Source organism: Sulfoacidibacillus ferrooxidans, from assembly GCF_022606465.1.
Lineage (GTDB): Bacteria > Bacillota > Bacilli > Alicyclobacillales > SLC66 > Sulfoacidibacillus > Sulfoacidibacillus ferrooxidans.
The window spans coordinates 83679-98433 of the sequence record NZ_JALBUF010000007.1; the positions used below are offsets into that span (position 1 = coordinate 83679).

At 43.5% G+C, this 14755-nt stretch carries 12 protein-coding genes; all 12 read left to right on the forward strand.

Annotated elements, in window-relative coordinates; genetic code table 11:
* Nucleotides 1-239 precede the first annotated feature (239 nt).
* The 12 genes from MM817_RS11220 (at nucleotide 240) to MM817_RS11275 (ending at nucleotide 14664) form a co-directional block, all read left to right on the forward strand.
* Nucleotides 240-1562, forward strand: coding sequence for an aspartate aminotransferase family protein (locus MM817_RS11220; RefSeq protein ID WP_241715011.1), 1323 nt, complete (start codon nucleotides 240-242; stop codon nucleotides 1560-1562).
* A 17-nt stretch (nucleotides 1563-1579) separates the two neighbouring features.
* Nucleotides 1580-2965: an NAD(P)-dependent oxidoreductase gene (locus MM817_RS11225; RefSeq protein ID WP_241715013.1), complete on the forward strand. Its 1386-nt coding sequence runs from the start codon at nucleotides 1580-1582 to the stop codon at nucleotides 2963-2965.
* Nucleotides 2958-4187 carry an NAD-dependent dihydropyrimidine dehydrogenase subunit PreA gene (gene preA, locus MM817_RS11230; protein WP_241715015.1) on the forward strand — a complete coding sequence of 410 codons (1230 nt, stop codon included), beginning with the start codon at nucleotides 2958-2960 and terminating at the stop codon, nucleotides 4185-4187. The genes MM817_RS11225 and preA overlap by 8 nt, the downstream gene beginning before the upstream one ends.
* Nucleotides 4175-5566 carry a dihydropyrimidinase gene (gene hydA / locus MM817_RS11235; protein ID WP_241715017.1) on the forward strand — a complete coding sequence of 464 codons (1392 nt, stop codon included), beginning with the start codon at nucleotides 4175-4177 and terminating at the stop codon, nucleotides 5564-5566. Before preA ends, hydA begins: the two co-directional genes overlap by 13 nt.
* Nucleotides 5567-5633: 67 nt before the next feature.
* Nucleotides 5634-6521, forward strand: coding sequence for a nitrilase-related carbon-nitrogen hydrolase (locus tag MM817_RS11240; RefSeq protein ID WP_241715019.1), 888 nt, complete (start codon nucleotides 5634-5636; stop codon nucleotides 6519-6521).
* A 32-nt stretch (nucleotides 6522-6553) separates the two neighbouring features.
* Complete coding sequence (locus tag MM817_RS11245) at nucleotides 6554-8035, forward strand: NCS1 family nucleobase:cation symporter-1 (RefSeq protein WP_241715021.1); 1482 nt, start codon at nucleotides 6554-6556, stop codon at nucleotides 8033-8035.
* Between the two features lie 63 nt (nucleotides 8036-8098).
* On the forward strand, nucleotides 8099-9556 hold the full coding sequence (locus MM817_RS11250) for a CoA-acylating methylmalonate-semialdehyde dehydrogenase (protein ID WP_241715023.1): 1458 nt from the start codon (nucleotides 8099-8101) through the stop codon (nucleotides 9554-9556).
* A 259-nt stretch (nucleotides 9557-9815) separates the two neighbouring features.
* Nucleotides 9816-10733, forward strand: a complete 918-nt coding sequence (locus MM817_RS11255) for an inositol monophosphatase family protein (protein WP_241715033.1) — start codon at nucleotides 9816-9818, stop codon at nucleotides 10731-10733.
* 131 nt (nucleotides 10734-10864) lie between these two features.
* Nucleotides 10865-11602, forward strand: coding sequence for a GntR family transcriptional regulator (locus MM817_RS11260; RefSeq protein WP_241715035.1), 738 nt, complete (start codon nucleotides 10865-10867; stop codon nucleotides 11600-11602).
* Between the two features lie 2 nt (nucleotides 11603-11604).
* A complete protein-coding gene (locus MM817_RS11265) occupies nucleotides 11605-12483 on the forward strand; it encodes a carbohydrate ABC transporter permease (protein WP_241715190.1) in 879 nt (292 codons plus the stop codon).
* Between the two features lie 4 nt (nucleotides 12484-12487).
* Nucleotides 12488-13306, forward strand: coding sequence for a carbohydrate ABC transporter permease (locus MM817_RS11270; protein WP_241715037.1), 819 nt, complete (start codon nucleotides 12488-12490; stop codon nucleotides 13304-13306).
* Nucleotides 13307-13353: 47 nt separating this feature from the next.
* Nucleotides 13354-14664 (forward strand): ABC transporter substrate-binding protein, encoded by a 1311-nt coding sequence (locus MM817_RS11275; protein ID WP_241715039.1) that lies wholly within the window; start codon nucleotides 13354-13356, stop codon nucleotides 14662-14664.
* Nucleotides 14665-14755: the final 91 nt, after the last annotated feature.

Here is a 14755-nt window from a genome sequence, read left to right on the forward strand (position 1 = left end):
ACCACTATATAAGGCATGTTTAGTTTACGTCAATATACTTTACATAGAGTGTGTCATGGAATATATTGTTTTTATGTGTAATTTACCAATACAGAATAAGTTAATACGACGTGACATTTCAGGCGTATGTAATCAGATTATTCATACGCTTTGTAACATGCTTCTTATCTAGCTACATGATATGTTTATTTCACTGGAAAATAACGATGAGTCCATGCACAGTGAGAGGGGATAAGAAGTTGGAAAAATCGTTACTCGATCGAAAAAAACAGTATATTGTTCCTGGTGTTTCTACTTATTATGAGGAACCAATTATCATGGAACATGGTAGCGGATGTTATTTGTACGATATCGATGGAAGAGAATATCTGGATTTTTTTGGTGGCATTCTCACGGTATCTGTTGGACACGCCAATAGCAAAGTCAATACAGCCATTATAGAACAACTACAAAAAGTTACCCATTTATCTACACTCTACGTACATGAAGCGATGGTGAAGTTGGGGGAGCGTTTAGCAAAAGTTACTCCTGGCGATTTAGAAATGAGCTTTTTCACCTCAAGTGGAACGGAAGCAAATGAAACGGCAATAGCGATGGCGCGGATGGCAACTGGTTATTACGATGTCGTGGCGCTTCGCCATAGCTATAGTGGACGATCTGCGCTTGCGATGGCTTTAACAGGGCAGTCTAGTTGGCGGATGGGGCTGTCTGGGACACCAGGAATCGTACATGCGCGCAACCCCTATTATTATCGCAGTCATTCGCCACTTAGTATGGATGAGTACGCGGATGAATGTGCGCGTGATCTAGAAGAAACGATTGTCACATCTACGTCCGGACGAATTGCTGCAGTGATCCTAGAACCTATTCAAGGTGTCGGTGGATTTATCACCCTACCAGATAGTTACCTTCAACAAGTAGCTGCAATCACTCACAAATACGGTGGGCTACTTATTGTAGATGAAGTACAGACGGGGTTTGGTCGCACAGGAAAATGGTTTGGCATTGAACATGCTGGAGTAATACCCGATATCATGACATTTGCAAAAGGCATGGCAAATGGCATGCCGATCGGTGCTACCATTGCTACGCGTGCTGTAGGGGAAAAGTATATAGGCCCAACGATTGCAACATTTGGTGGTAACCCTGTGAGTATGTGTGCAGCATTAGCTACTCTTGATGTGATAGAGCAAGAGGGGCTTGTAGAAAATGCACAAAACCGCGGTGCTAGTCTGCGGCAGGGACTAGAAGCATTACAAAAACAGTACCCTGTGATTGGTGATGTGCGCGGTCGTGGATTGATGCAAGCTATGGAATTTGTGCGCACGGAAAAGGAACCAGCGCCAGATCTAGTTGCTGAGTTTTTTGAATATACAAAAGAAAGGCATCTTCTCATTGGAAAGGGCGGACTCTATGGCAACGCCATCAGAATTGCACCTCCACTCACAGTAAGTGAGGAACAAGTGCAAACGGCACTTCACATCATGGGGGAAGCATTGGCGAAATTGTATGAGCAGCACGAAGAACTAAGACCTTCCTTGGTCGTTAGCGATGCAAGTTAATAGATGGGGGTGAGACGATGAAACGGTTGCAAGATATACAGGATGGTCATTCCCAGTTACATGACCTTGTGTATGATGAACTGACACAGATGCACATGATGCGAGAGGCTACTCGCTGCCTGTACTGTTATGATGCACCATGCATAACGGCATGCCCAACTCATATCGACATCCCTTCTTTTATTAGAAAAATAGCAACCAATAATGTCATTGGAAGTGCTCAGGTCATCATGTCTGCCAATCCCCTGGGCGCTAGTTGCGCACGCGTGTGCCCAACTGATGATTTATGTGAAGGTGCCTGTGTGTTAGGCAAAGAAGATTCCCCTATTGAAATTGGCAACTTGCAACGCTATGCGACAGATGAACTCCGGTTGCATGATCACGTAGAACTTTTTCACGCTGGCCCATCTACTGGACATCGAGTGGCGATCATTGGTGGGGGACCTGCAGGATTATCTGCTGCTCGTGAACTTGCAGTACTAGGACATGAAGTGACCATCTATGATGCACACGACCTGTTAGGTGGATTGTGTACGTATGGCATCGTTCCTTTTCGACTGCCACTCGATGTCGCCATGTGGGAAGTTGAACAGGTTTTACGATTAGGCGTGAAGACTTGCTTGAACACTCGTGTTGGGGAAGATATTGATGTCAAGGAGATTCTCGCGCAGTATTCTGCAGTAGTGTTAGCATTTGGTTTAGGCAAAGTACCCATGCTCGGTATACAGGGAGAAGAACTTGACGGTGTCTACGATGCCATTGATATGATTGAACAAGTGAAAATGGGACAGTGGAAACAAACAATAGGTCCGCGTGTAGCAATTATCGGCGCAGGAAATACGGCCATCGATGCGGCAACTTGCGCACGTAGACTTGGTGCAAAACAAGTGACAATTTATTATCGTAAAACGGAAAATGAGATGACTGCTTATCCGTTCGAATACGAATTTGCCAAACAAGAGGGAATCGAATTTAGATGGCAATGCGTCCCTAATCGATTGATGGGTGATGATGGCCATGTGAGTCACATGGAATTATTACACACACAAATTCATGTAGATGAGGGTGGCAGAATCAAAGCTGTTTCACAAGAAGGAACAGAGTGGATTGAACCAGTTGATCAAGTCATACGCGCTATTGGACAAGAAAAAATAACAGAATTAATAAAATTATTTGATGTTGAAACGCATGAGAATGTTGTCAAAGTGAATGAAAATTACTGCACGAACCGAAAAAATATTTATGCAATAGGGGATCTCATTTTTGCAAAAGGAATGAAAGGCGAAGCCATGGTAGTAGAAGCTGCGTGGCAAGGAAAGAAGGCGGCACAAAGTATCGATCACTATCTCCGTTATGTAGTTCAAGAACAACCATACTCAATGGGAGGTGAAAATCATGGTTGATTTATCCGTGAATATGGCTGGGATTCATAGTCCCAATCCATTTTGGCTTGCATCAGCCCCACCTACTAACAGCGGATATCAGGTGATGCGTGCGTTTGAAGCAGGATGGGGCGGTGCCGTATGGAAAACGCTTGGCGATCCGATCGTCAATGTCACCTCTCGTTTTGGAGCTTTACATCTTGGCAGACAGAGAATGGTGGGGATAAACAATATCGAATTAATCACAGATCGACCGCTTGAAGTCAATCTAAAAGAAATACGAGAAGTAAAGCGAACTTTCCCTAAACACGCTTTAATTGCATCTCTCATGATGGAATGCAATCGAAACCGCTGGCATGAACTGGTGAAACAGGTTCAAGACGTCGGAGTGGATGGATTTGAATTAAATTTCGGGTGTCCTCACGGCATGTCTGAGCGTGGAATGGGCGCAGCTGTTGGTCAGGACCCAGAACTTGTGGCGATGATCACTGAGTGGGTGACAGAAGTTGCGGAAGTCCCAGTCATTGTAAAACTCACGCCAAATATTACTGACATTCGGTATACAGCTCGTGCTGCAGTGCAAGGTGGGGCACATGCGGTGAGCATGATTAACACGATCAATAGTTTGATCGGAGTAGATATCGAGACGGGATTGACCATTCCTCATGTCAATGGCAAAGGTGCACATGGTGGTTATTGCGGGCCTGCTGTAAAACCGATTGCACTCAGTATGGTAGCTGAATGTGCACGAGATCCCACTGTTAGCGTTCCGATTTCTGGAATTGGAGGCATTGCCACATGGCAAGACGTGGTCGAATTTATGCTGATGGGGGCAACGACGACTCAAGTATGTACAGCAGCGATGCATCATGGATTTCGCATTGTGGAGGACTTAATCGATGGGCTAACGCGGTATTTAGATCGAAAGGGAATCTCCTCTGCTATGGATCTTGTAGGTCGATCTGTTCCTTTATTTACAGACTGGGGTGCACTGGATATTAACCATAAAGTGGTAGCGCGCATTGATCAATCACGCTGTATTCACTGTAATAAATGCTATATCGCCTGCGAAGATGCGGCACATCAATGTATTGATCGCAAAATTGACGATGCTGGTGTGACACAACTTATGGTCGATGAAGCAGAGTGTGTAGGGTGCAATTTGTGCTCCATGGTATGTCCAGTTGAAGAGTGTATAGCGATGGTACCACATGAAAAGGAGGAAATCACATGGGGACGTTGATACAAGGTGGGACTGTGGTTACTGCAAGCGATGTTGTGTTTGCAGATGTGCTCATCGAGGGTAGAGAAGTAATCGCTATTGCAAAACATATCGAAGAAAAAGGGCATCAAGTGGTGGATGCAACGGGGTGCTATTTATTCCCTGGTGGCGTTGATCCACATACGCATTTAGATATGCCGTTTGGTGGAACAGTGACTGCAGACGACTTTCGCACGGGTACTAAAGCCGCAGCTTTCGGTGGAACAACAACTGTCATCGATTTTGCACTGCATAGTAAAGGTTCGACATTGCGGGATGCACTAACGACCTGGCATCAAAAGGCAGATGGAAAGGCTGCTATCGATTACGCATTTCATGTCATGGTAGGTGATATGCGTCAGGAAGTAATGGATGAGATTCCGATGATCGTAGAAGAAGAAGGAGTCACCTCTTTCAAATTATTTATGGCATATAAAAATAATTTACAAGTGGATGATGAAACGTTGTTTCGCGTATTGCGAGTCGCTGCAAAGGCGGGTGCATTGGTTCAAGTACACGCCGAAAATGGCGATGTCATTGAAGTACTTGTCAATGAAGCACTGGCACGTGGTCAAGTGGAACCGAAGTATCATGCGCTGACCCGTCCACCAGAAGCAGAAGGTGAAGCGACTGAGCGGGCGATTCGCCTTGCAGAAATAGCAGGGGCTCCACTTTATGTTGTACATGTGACATGTGCACAAGCTGCAGATGCAATCAGTGATGCACGTAAGCGCGGACTACCGATCTATGGTGAAACGTGTCCTCAATATCTTGTATGCGATGTGACCGATTACGATCGTCCAAACTTTGTTGGAGCCAAATATGTAATGTCACCACCCTTGCGCGCAAAATCCAACCAAGCCGTGCTATGGGGAAAGTTGCGCAACATGGAGTTACAGTCATTTGGATCCGATCAGTGTTCATTTAACTTAAAAGGACAAAAAGAACTTGGACTGCATGATTTTTCTAAAATCCCAAATGGATCACCTACCATCGAGGATCGCATGGCTATTTTATATCACTACGGGGTCATACAAGGGCAACTTAGCTTGCAAAAATTTGTAGCATTGACATCAACAAACCCAGCAAAGTTATTTGGATTATATCCTAGGAAAGGGACGATTGCCATTGGGTGTGATGCAGATATTGTCGTGTGGGATCCAAGCGTAGAGCGCACGATTTCTGTAGAGACCCATCACATGAATGTTGATAATAGCATTTTTGAAGGAATGCGTGTAACAGGTATTCCTAAGTATGTTTTTTTACGTGGTACTTTAATTGTGGATGGCAATACCTTTGTTGGTGAAGATGGGTTCGGAGAATTCCAGCGTTGTGAACGATTTTCTAACGTTTCCTTGTGAGTGATCGCGTATATGCCATGTACTACGAGTTCATTCCATACTTTAATCGACGACAGGGGGAGTTTTCATGAATGGAAAAGTAACAATCGGGTTGATTCAAGCGCACCATGAAACGGATGGACGGGAACCTGTAGCTGTTCATAAACAGGCAGCCATTGAAAAACACGAGGTCATGATTCGCGATGCTGCAAAGCAAGGCGCACAAATTATTTGCCTGCAGGAACTTTTCTACGGTCCATATTTTTGTACTGAGCAAGATCCGAAGTGGTATGCAGCTACTGAACGGATACCTGACGGTCCGACTACTCATTTCATGCAGGGTTTAGCTAAAGAACTAGGCGTTGTACTCATTGTACCCATGTATGAGGAAGAGATTCCTGGTGTGTATTACAACACCGCAGCTGTCATTGATGCAGACGGTAGTTATCTAGGTAAATATCGAAAGCATCATCTACCACAAGTGCAAGCAGGGCCAGCGGGATGTGGATTTTGGGAGAAATACTATTTTAAACCAGGAAATATGGGCTATCCGGTTTTTGATACGGCATTTGCTAAAATTGGAGTATACATTTGTTATGACCGACATTTTCCGGAAGGCGCTCGACTATTGGGTTTAAACGGAGCGGAAATTGTATTCAATCCGTCTGCTACAGTGGCAGGATTATCAGAGTATCTGTGGAAATTAGAACAACCAGCACATGCAGTGGCCAATGGATATTATGTAGCAGCCATTAATCGCGTCGGGTTGGAGGCACCGTGGAATATGGGCGAATTTTATGGTCAAGCCTACTTAGTTAATCCACGCGGCGAGTTTGTAGCTATCGGCAGTAGAGATCGCGATGAAGTCATTATTGGAGACATGGATCGCGAGTTAATTGCGCAAGTGCGCAATACTTGGCAATTTTATAGAGATCGCCGACCTGAGACATACGAAGACATTGCTCGTTTATTGTAATGGTTGAGACGATAACGATGAGGAGAATGTAAATGGCCACTCAGATCAATGATGCTGGCATTGTCACGTTAACCGATGCTGCCATGGGCCAATTAGCGCACAATGAAAGCCTGTGGAATGAAGACTTGCGCCCTTGTACGAGGGATGAGCATACGTGGGGAGGCAATCGATTTGTAGCTCTTTGGGTAGGTATGTCTATTTGTTTGCCAACGTATTCCTTGGCAAGTGGCATGATTGCGCTAGGGATGAATTGGTGGGAATCTGTACTGACCATCCTGATTGGCAGCATCATTGTGCTCATTCCCATTTTGCTAGTCTCTCATGCAGGAACAAAGTTTGGTATTCCTTATCCTGTGTTTGCAAGGTTGTGGTTTGGGAGTCGCGGCGCACACATTCCAGCGCTTGCACGAGCAATCATTGCAGCTGGATGGTTCGGTATTAACTCGTGGTTTGGCGGTCAAGCTCTCGATGCCATTTTAAGTCGCCTGGTCGGTGGATGGGATGCCATTAGCTTTCATCTTGCTCTCTCTTTTCTGATTTTTTGGGCCATCAATGTACTCATTGCGATGCGCGGACCGCAGGCTATTGGAAGGCTCGCCAGTATTGCTGCACCAACGCTTGTCGTGGCTGCTATTGCATTGTTCATTTGGGCGCTTACTCGAGTCGGTGGGATTGTTCCAATGCTATCTGTCTCATCCACAGTCAAAGGCTTTCACTTTTGGGCCGCATTTTATCCTTCTGTGATTGGCGTCATAGCATTTTGGGCGACAATGGCTCTCAATATTCCAGATTATACTCGCTATGCTATGACGCAAAAAGGTCAGACAAAAGGGCAAATTTTTTCTATGCCACTAACCATGGCATTATTCTCCTTTATCGGTATTGCAGTGACTTCAGCAACAGTGCTGCTATATGGGCAAGCGATTTGGGATCCAGTCATGTTAATCGTTAAATTCCCAACTATTTCCGTGATAATTGCAGGGCTCATTGTGATTCTTTCGTCTGTGACCATTAACGTTGGAGCTAATGTGATGGCTCCTGCGCGCGCTTTTGAGAATCTGTGGCCACGACGGATCACCTTTAGCCTAGGTGCTATCATTACAGGCATTTTAGCACTTGGCATGCAACCATGGTATGTGCTTTCTGCTTTTAGCAATTATATTTTCGTTTGGTTAGGTACCTATGGAGCGCTACTTGGACCATTTGATGGCATTGCCATTGCAGACTACTGGTTAGTGCGTTCAAAAAAATTAGATCTAGCGCAACTCTACACTGAAAATGGACGGTATGATTACTCGCGGGGTATTAATTTACGAGCCGTTTATGCTTTACTGATTGGTTGGGCGATATCCGTTCTTGGATTAGTGGTGCCAGCACTGTCCTTCCTTTGGAGTGGTGGGTGGTTTTTTGGACTCTTAGCAGGACTCATATCGTATTGGTTGCTCATGAAAAATGATCCAACTGTACTCACTGATGCGGAGTACAATCAAATTACTGAAGAAAAAATCTCTTAGTGAGAGAATCAATAAGCTGTATAGTTTACAGAGGGACTAGCAAGTGAAGGGAGCACATTGAATATGACTGAACAACTTAAGCAATTAAATAATTTAATTGGAGGGAAGTGGGTACCATCATCATCAAGTCATAGTGAAACAGTTTTTAATCCTGCCACAGGTGAAGCTATCCACTCAGTACCTTTATCTACTTTTGAGGATATTGATCAAGCAGTTCAAGCGGCGCGAGTGGCCTTTGGAACATGGAGTAAGACTCCCGTTCCAAAGCGTACGAGAATTCTCTTTAAGTATCAACAATTACTCGTGGAACACTGGGAAGAACTTGCACACTTAGTGACACTAGAGAATGGAAAAAGTTACGATGATGCATATGGCGAGGTTCAGCGCGGTATTGAAAATGTGGAGTTTGCCGCAGGCGCGCCAACGCTCATGATGGGATCTCAATTGCCAGATATCGCCACAAATATGGAGTCAGGTATGTATCGCTACCCTGTTGGAGTGGTAGCAGGAATCACGCCTTTTAACTTTCCTATGATGGTGCCTTGTTGGATGTTTCCGCTTGCGATTGCTTGTGGAAATACGTTTATCTTAAAGCCATCGGAGCGCACACCGTTACTCGCACAACGTTTAGCTGAATTATTTGCAGATGCAGGATTGCCAGATGGAGTATTAAATATTGTTCATGGTGCACACGATGCAGTCAACGGCATTCTAGAACATCCATCCATTGCAGCGATATCTTTTGTTGGTTCGCAGCCTGTCGCTAAATATGTGTATGAAAAAGCGGCGGCACATGGTAAACGCGTGCAAGCACTCGCTGGAGCAAAAAACCACACCATTGTCTTACCAGATGCCGATCTTGAAGAAGCCGTGCGCGGAATTACAGCTGCAGCATTTGGATCGGCTGGAGAGCGCTGTATGGCTTGTGCAGTAGTGGTCGCGGTCGGTGAGATCGCTGATTCTTTAATTGATGGATTAAATCAAGCAGCTTCTGCACTAAAAATGGGAGATGGGTCCGATCGTTCTGTGCAACTAGGGCCTGTCATACGCCAGTCACATAAAGAAAAAACACTAAAGTACATCGAAAGCGGACAAAAAGAAGGCGCAACGCTTTTGCGCGATGGGCGAAAAGATATGCCAGTATCAGAAGATGACGGCTATTTTGTAGGCGCGACTATTTTCACTGATGTCAATACACATATGTCCATCTGGAAAGATGAAATATTTGCACCCGTGCTGTCTGTCATGCGTGCGCAAACACTTGACGAAGCCATAGCCATAGCCAATCAATCTGAATTCGCAAATGGTGCATGTATCTATACCGATAGTGCTAGTGCCATACGTAAATTCCGAGAAGAGATCGATGCAGGAATGCTTGGAGTCAATATAGGCGTACCTGCTCCCATGGCTTTTTTTCCTTTTTCAGGATGGAAACATTCTTTTTATGGAGATTTGCATGCTAATGGCCGCGATGGCGTTGAATTTTATACACATAGGAAAATGGTGACTTCACGTCTGTAAACGGATGATCTGTGTGTGAATCTTTGTCGACTCTTGCACAATTCATTGTCTATGTGTCAAAATGGTACCTACAGCGTGTAAGAAACTACATGGCCACCTATTTTCCAGAGTGATTGCAAAGTAGATTGCGCTAAAATTCAGCGTAGTTTATTTTGCAATTGCTGTTTTATCTACTAGTAAGGTTTGCTGTTTACTACGTGTATTAGGTGGCCACGTATATTTATGTGATATACCGTTCTAGATGTGAAAGGGTGAGAGTATGCTTTCTGATCTTCCGAAATATGAATTACTTTCTGTAGCGATAAGGGCTGCCATTGAGGCTGGAGATCATTTTCGTGAAAGAGTTGACTCTAGTAAACAAGTGAAAATGAAGACTTCATTTGCTGATGTCGTAACAGAAGTCGACTCACAATGTGAAGCGATCATATATAAACATATACGTGCAACGTATCCTCATCATGTGTTATTAGGTGAGGAACAGGTAGCACCAGGGTCTAGTGCATCTATTGAAGCAATTAATGCAGTTAGTGAGGAAGAACATTTATGGATCATCGATCCATTGGATGGAACCACAAATTTTGTACAGCATATGCGTCTTTCAGTGGTTTCTATCGCTTATGCCCACAAAGGAAAGGTCATGTTAGGTGTAATTTATGATCCATATCACGATGAAGTCTTTCTTGCCTACAAAGGTCGCGGTGCCTATCGTACCAGTAGTCGAGAAGCCCAGATTTGGTGTGATTTACAGATAGCTGATCACAAAGAAAAGAGCGTAGTTATAGAACATACAAATTCATTTTTACCGTGGGAAACTCTACAAGTATCTAAACGTCAGGAGATTGAAAAAGCGATCCTTGCAACAGGATTTCCAGCTCGCGGGGGAATAGGTTCTGAGCGCACTGATGCTGGATTAAAAATAGTTGCAGCAGCTGGAAATTTGCGTGCTATAGGATCTGCAGCCTTACATTTAGCATGGATAGCTGCTGGGAGAGTAGACGGCTACTGGGAATACGATCTTAACGCTTGGGATATTGCAGCAGGTATTTTAATCGTGCAAGAAGCCGGCGGGCAAGCCGGTGCGATTGGTAGCGGTATTGATGGACTTCGTGTTCGAGATGTCCTTGCAACAGGAACAGCAACCTTAAGCCACATGTTAAATACACTTTTACTTATATAGAAGTTTTCTAGAGAAATGAGTAGTTGACAGTCTTTCAAAACTTGCTATAATCCAAGACATAAGACGTTTGACGTTTCATGTCTAACGTTTTATGTCTAATCGTTAAGACGCAGTGTTTGAGGGGTGGTGTGTTGAATAGCTTCATACCTAGGCAACGGCTTGCTAGAGAAAGCATAGAAGAGATTCTTGCTGCGAGTAGACCAGGAGATCGCATTCCATCAGAAGATCAATTGGTTAAACAATTGGGGATTAGTCGTCCAACAATTCGTTCAGCTCTTAGTGCGCTTGAGCAAGAAGGATTAGTGATTCGCAAACACGGGGTTGGTACCTTTGTTAGTGGACCATTGCCATCCATGAATGCTTCTTTGGAAGCACTGTATAGCGTAGCTGATATTGTACGCAACAATGGATATGAACCATCTGTTGCTGACATTCATGTCGAACATCTGATACTTCCTGTAGCAGTTTGTGAAAAATTGAAAGTCACAAAAAACACTCCAGGTTATCGTGTGAAAAGAACGATTTTAGCAGATGGTCAACCAGCCGTTTTTCTAGTCGATTACTTGCCTACAAGCATTCAAAACATCTCCGTCAACTTGTCCGATTTTTCGGATAAAATGTTGCCGACACTTAGTCGATTAGGCATTTGTATTTCTTATGCAATTGCTGATCTGACTATTAAACGTACAACAGAAGAAGCAGCAGAAGCGTTACATATAGCTGCGGATGATCCCGTGTTGTTTTTACAACAAGTTGCGTATACACCTGATCATGCGCCTGTGATCTACAGCCACGGTTATCATCGTGAGGGACTTGTGACCTATACTCTAACGCGAAAAGTCGAACTGTCGGAGAGGATAAGCAAGTGAAGATGACTGCACGATCGGACGAGCGGCAGGGTTTATGGTATCTCGTTCCATCTGCCTCGATTTTAACTGTATTTTGGATTATTCCGATTTTCATGGTATTTGGTTATAGCTTTTTTCATTTTGTCTATGGAATGGATCCGCATTTTGTTGGTTTATATCAATATCAACAATTGCTGATTTCACCATTGTTTTGGCAATCATTGCGAATTACTTTAATTTTTGCAGCAGCTGTCGTTGTATTTGGTAGTACCCTTTCACTAATATTTGCTATTTTATTGTTTCAAGGCATCCGTGCTGTTGGTTTATTTCGAGCCCTTTTCTTCTTGCCCTATGTTATGCCGGTCGTTGCGACATCCACTGTATGGTTATGGATGTTTCAACCATCCGTTGGAGTGATTGATCGCATCTTTGCTTTAGTCGGACTGCCAAGCACTATTGGGTGGGTTAATGATCCAAATTTAGCGCTTATTAGCCTCATTATCTATACGATTTGGTTTAGTTTTGGTTTCACAATGCTACTCTTCATGGCTGGATTAACCAATATTCCTGGCGAGTTATTAGAAGCCGCTCAAGTAGACGGTGCAAGCAGATGGCGACAATTTTGGCAGATTATTTGGCCTCTACTCTCACCAACAACACTATTTGTTGTTGTAGTGAATACGATCAATGCCTTTCAAACTTTTACACAAATTTATGCGCTGACTAGAGGCGGTCCGCTCAACGGAACGACAACTCTTACTTATTTAATTTATCAAACCGGATTTAATTATTTTCATTTTGGTGAAGCATCAGCAACGGCTGTCGTTTTCTTTTTGCTGATCACGGCGCTTACTGGATTCCAGTTTTGGGTTTCCCGAAAAGCAGTCTATTACGGGGGCTAAGTATATGAGTAAAGGCGCTCGTCTCCTTATTTATCTCTTTTTAATCATGAGTGCGATCATTACACTCTTTCCGATATGGTGGATCTTTGCTACGTCATTGGAAACTTCAGTAAGGGCCTATAGCTTTCCAGGAGCACTGATTCCACAAGGTGTTATTTCTAACTATAAAGTTGCTTGGGGAATGGCCCCGTGGCTACACTTTTTATTCAATTCGCTTGGAATAGGGATTGCGACTACCATACTCGCCCTCTTGACCTCCGTATTAGCGGCGTATGCATTAGTGTATCTGCCGGGTAGATTTTCAAAGTATATATTGGCGATGATCTTAGCTACCATGATGATTCCTTTTTATTCAATTTTAGTCCCGGTCTATCTGATCATTCGCGACTTGGGTTGGATGAATAGTTATGCCGCGCAAATTATTCCTTTTGCGGCAAATGGTTTTTCTGTCTTTATGCTTGTTCAATTTATGCGCGCATTGCCAAAAGAATTGCGAGATGCAGCAAAAATTGACGGTGTTGGTAATTGGGGATACTTGTGGAAAATCGTGATTCCAAACTTAATTCCAGCATTAGCTACAGTGAGTATATATTTATTTCTATTAAGCTGGAATTCTTTTTTATGGCCATTACTTGTCACGACAGGGCCTTCCGTTCAGCCAATTCAAGTAGGACTTGCTAACTATCTCTCTACTGCAAATGGAACGAATTGGACTGTGCTTTCTGCGGCAGCAGCAATTACTACACTACCTGTATTGATTCTCTACATCATTGCTCAGCGTCAAATTGTGGAATCGGTGAGTCACACAGGCATTAAAGGATAATTGAAAAATTGTACTAGATCATGATTGGCATAAAAGGGGGAACTCATGTGAAGAACTTAAATAAAAAGCGTGTCGTTATATCCACGCTTAGCAGTGTAGTACTTGCAACTGGATTAGTAGGTTGTGGTACACCTGCAGCATCATCTGCACCTGTGTCAAGTAAGAGTCCTGTGACGATCACATTTTGGAATGAAATGACAGGGCCTTATGAAGTAGCTCTCTCTGGTGAGATTAGTGCATTTGAAAAACTGCACCCGAACATTACAGTACAAGATGTGGTCGTACCTAATGATGCTGCACTTGAACCTAAGTTACTAGCCAGCATTGTAGCACAAGATCCTCCAACCATTTCACAAATGAATCCACCTTGGGCAACTGGATTTATCCAAACAGGCAGTTTAGTCAATCTCAGTCCAATGATTGCAGGACAGAATGGTTTTTCATTATCTTCTTTTTACCCAAATATGCTAAAACCAGGTCGTTGGCCAAATGGAGATCAGTATCTACTACCATTTAATCTTGGTGCAGCTATCATGTATTACAATAAAGATGAGTTTCAAAAAGCAGGTATCTCTACACCACCTACTACTTGGAATAAATTCACACAAGATGCTTCTAAACTATCCACATCTGGTCATCAGGCTTTCGCTATTACTCTAGTACATTCTTATCCTTGGTTAGCATTTTTTGATCAAGCTGGTGGTAATTTTGTAGGTGCTAATGGACAACCAAATAAAGCAGCATTTGCCCCAAATGGTCCTGCCGTACAAGCGTTAACATTGTGGAGCAATATGATTAAGAACGGTTCTGCTGTTCTTACACATGGCTATGCATCGCAAACTGACTTTGCTAACGGGACAAGTTCTATTCTTATTGGGACGACCGGTTTTTATCCTTATTTGCAACAAGCTGTAGCAGGTAAGTTTCCGATTGCTGAAGCACCATTACCTGCAGATAAAGATGCATCAACGAGTCTTTATGGTGGATACTTAGGATTATTTTCACATGCGACTTCAGCTCAACAACAAGCTGCATTTACATTTATTAAATATCTAACATCCAAAGAAGGCCAAGTCTACTGGATGGAAAATAGCCAGGGATATCTTCCGGTGCGTTCTGATGTAGCTCACTCTGCTGCGCAGTTCCTTAGCACACATACCGCGCAACAAGTGTCTCTGAATGTACTTGGGAGTGCGATTGCAGAGCCTAAAGTAGCATGGTGGGATGAATTTTCACATCAAGTATTATTGAATGCCATAGTTGGTGTCTTAATTAATAAAGAGACTCCTGTAGAAGCCATGCAGAGCGCATATCAACAGGCCGTTGCACTTGCACAAAAGGATGGTACCTACCAGTAAGTAAATAGCAATACCGCAATGAATATGCAAAAGGGCCTATATAGGCCCTTTTGCATATTCATTAATTTATATTTTTACGGCACAATTGAAT

What these genes read in the sequence shown, in the direction of transcription:
- MM817_RS11255 (WP_241715033.1), top strand. Translation starts at nt 9,816, where the DNA reads ATGCTTTCTGATCTTCCGAAATATGAATTACTTTCTGTAGCGATAAGG.
- MM817_RS11245 (WP_241715021.1), top strand. Translation starts at nt 6,554, where the DNA reads ATGGCCACTCAGATCAATGATGCTGGCATTGTCACGTTAACCGATGCT.
- preA (WP_241715015.1), top strand. Translation starts at nt 2,958, where the DNA reads ATGGTTGATTTATCCGTGAATATGGCTGGGATTCATAGTCCCAATCCA.
- MM817_RS11265 (WP_241715190.1), top strand. Translation starts at nt 11,605, where the DNA reads ATGACTGCACGATCGGACGAGCGGCAGGGTTTATGGTATCTCGTTCCA.
- hydA (WP_241715017.1), top strand. Translation starts at nt 4,175, where the DNA reads ATGGGGACGTTGATACAAGGTGGGACTGTGGTTACTGCAAGCGATGTT.
- MM817_RS11270 (WP_241715037.1), top strand. Translation starts at nt 12,488, where the DNA reads ATGAGTAAAGGCGCTCGTCTCCTTATTTATCTCTTTTTAATCATGAGT.
- MM817_RS11250 (WP_241715023.1), top strand. Translation starts at nt 8,099, where the DNA reads ATGACTGAACAACTTAAGCAATTAAATAATTTAATTGGAGGGAAGTGG.
- MM817_RS11240 (WP_241715019.1), top strand. Translation starts at nt 5,634, where the DNA reads ATGAATGGAAAAGTAACAATCGGGTTGATTCAAGCGCACCATGAAACG.
- MM817_RS11225 (WP_241715013.1), top strand. Translation starts at nt 1,580, where the DNA reads ATGAAACGGTTGCAAGATATACAGGATGGTCATTCCCAGTTACATGAC.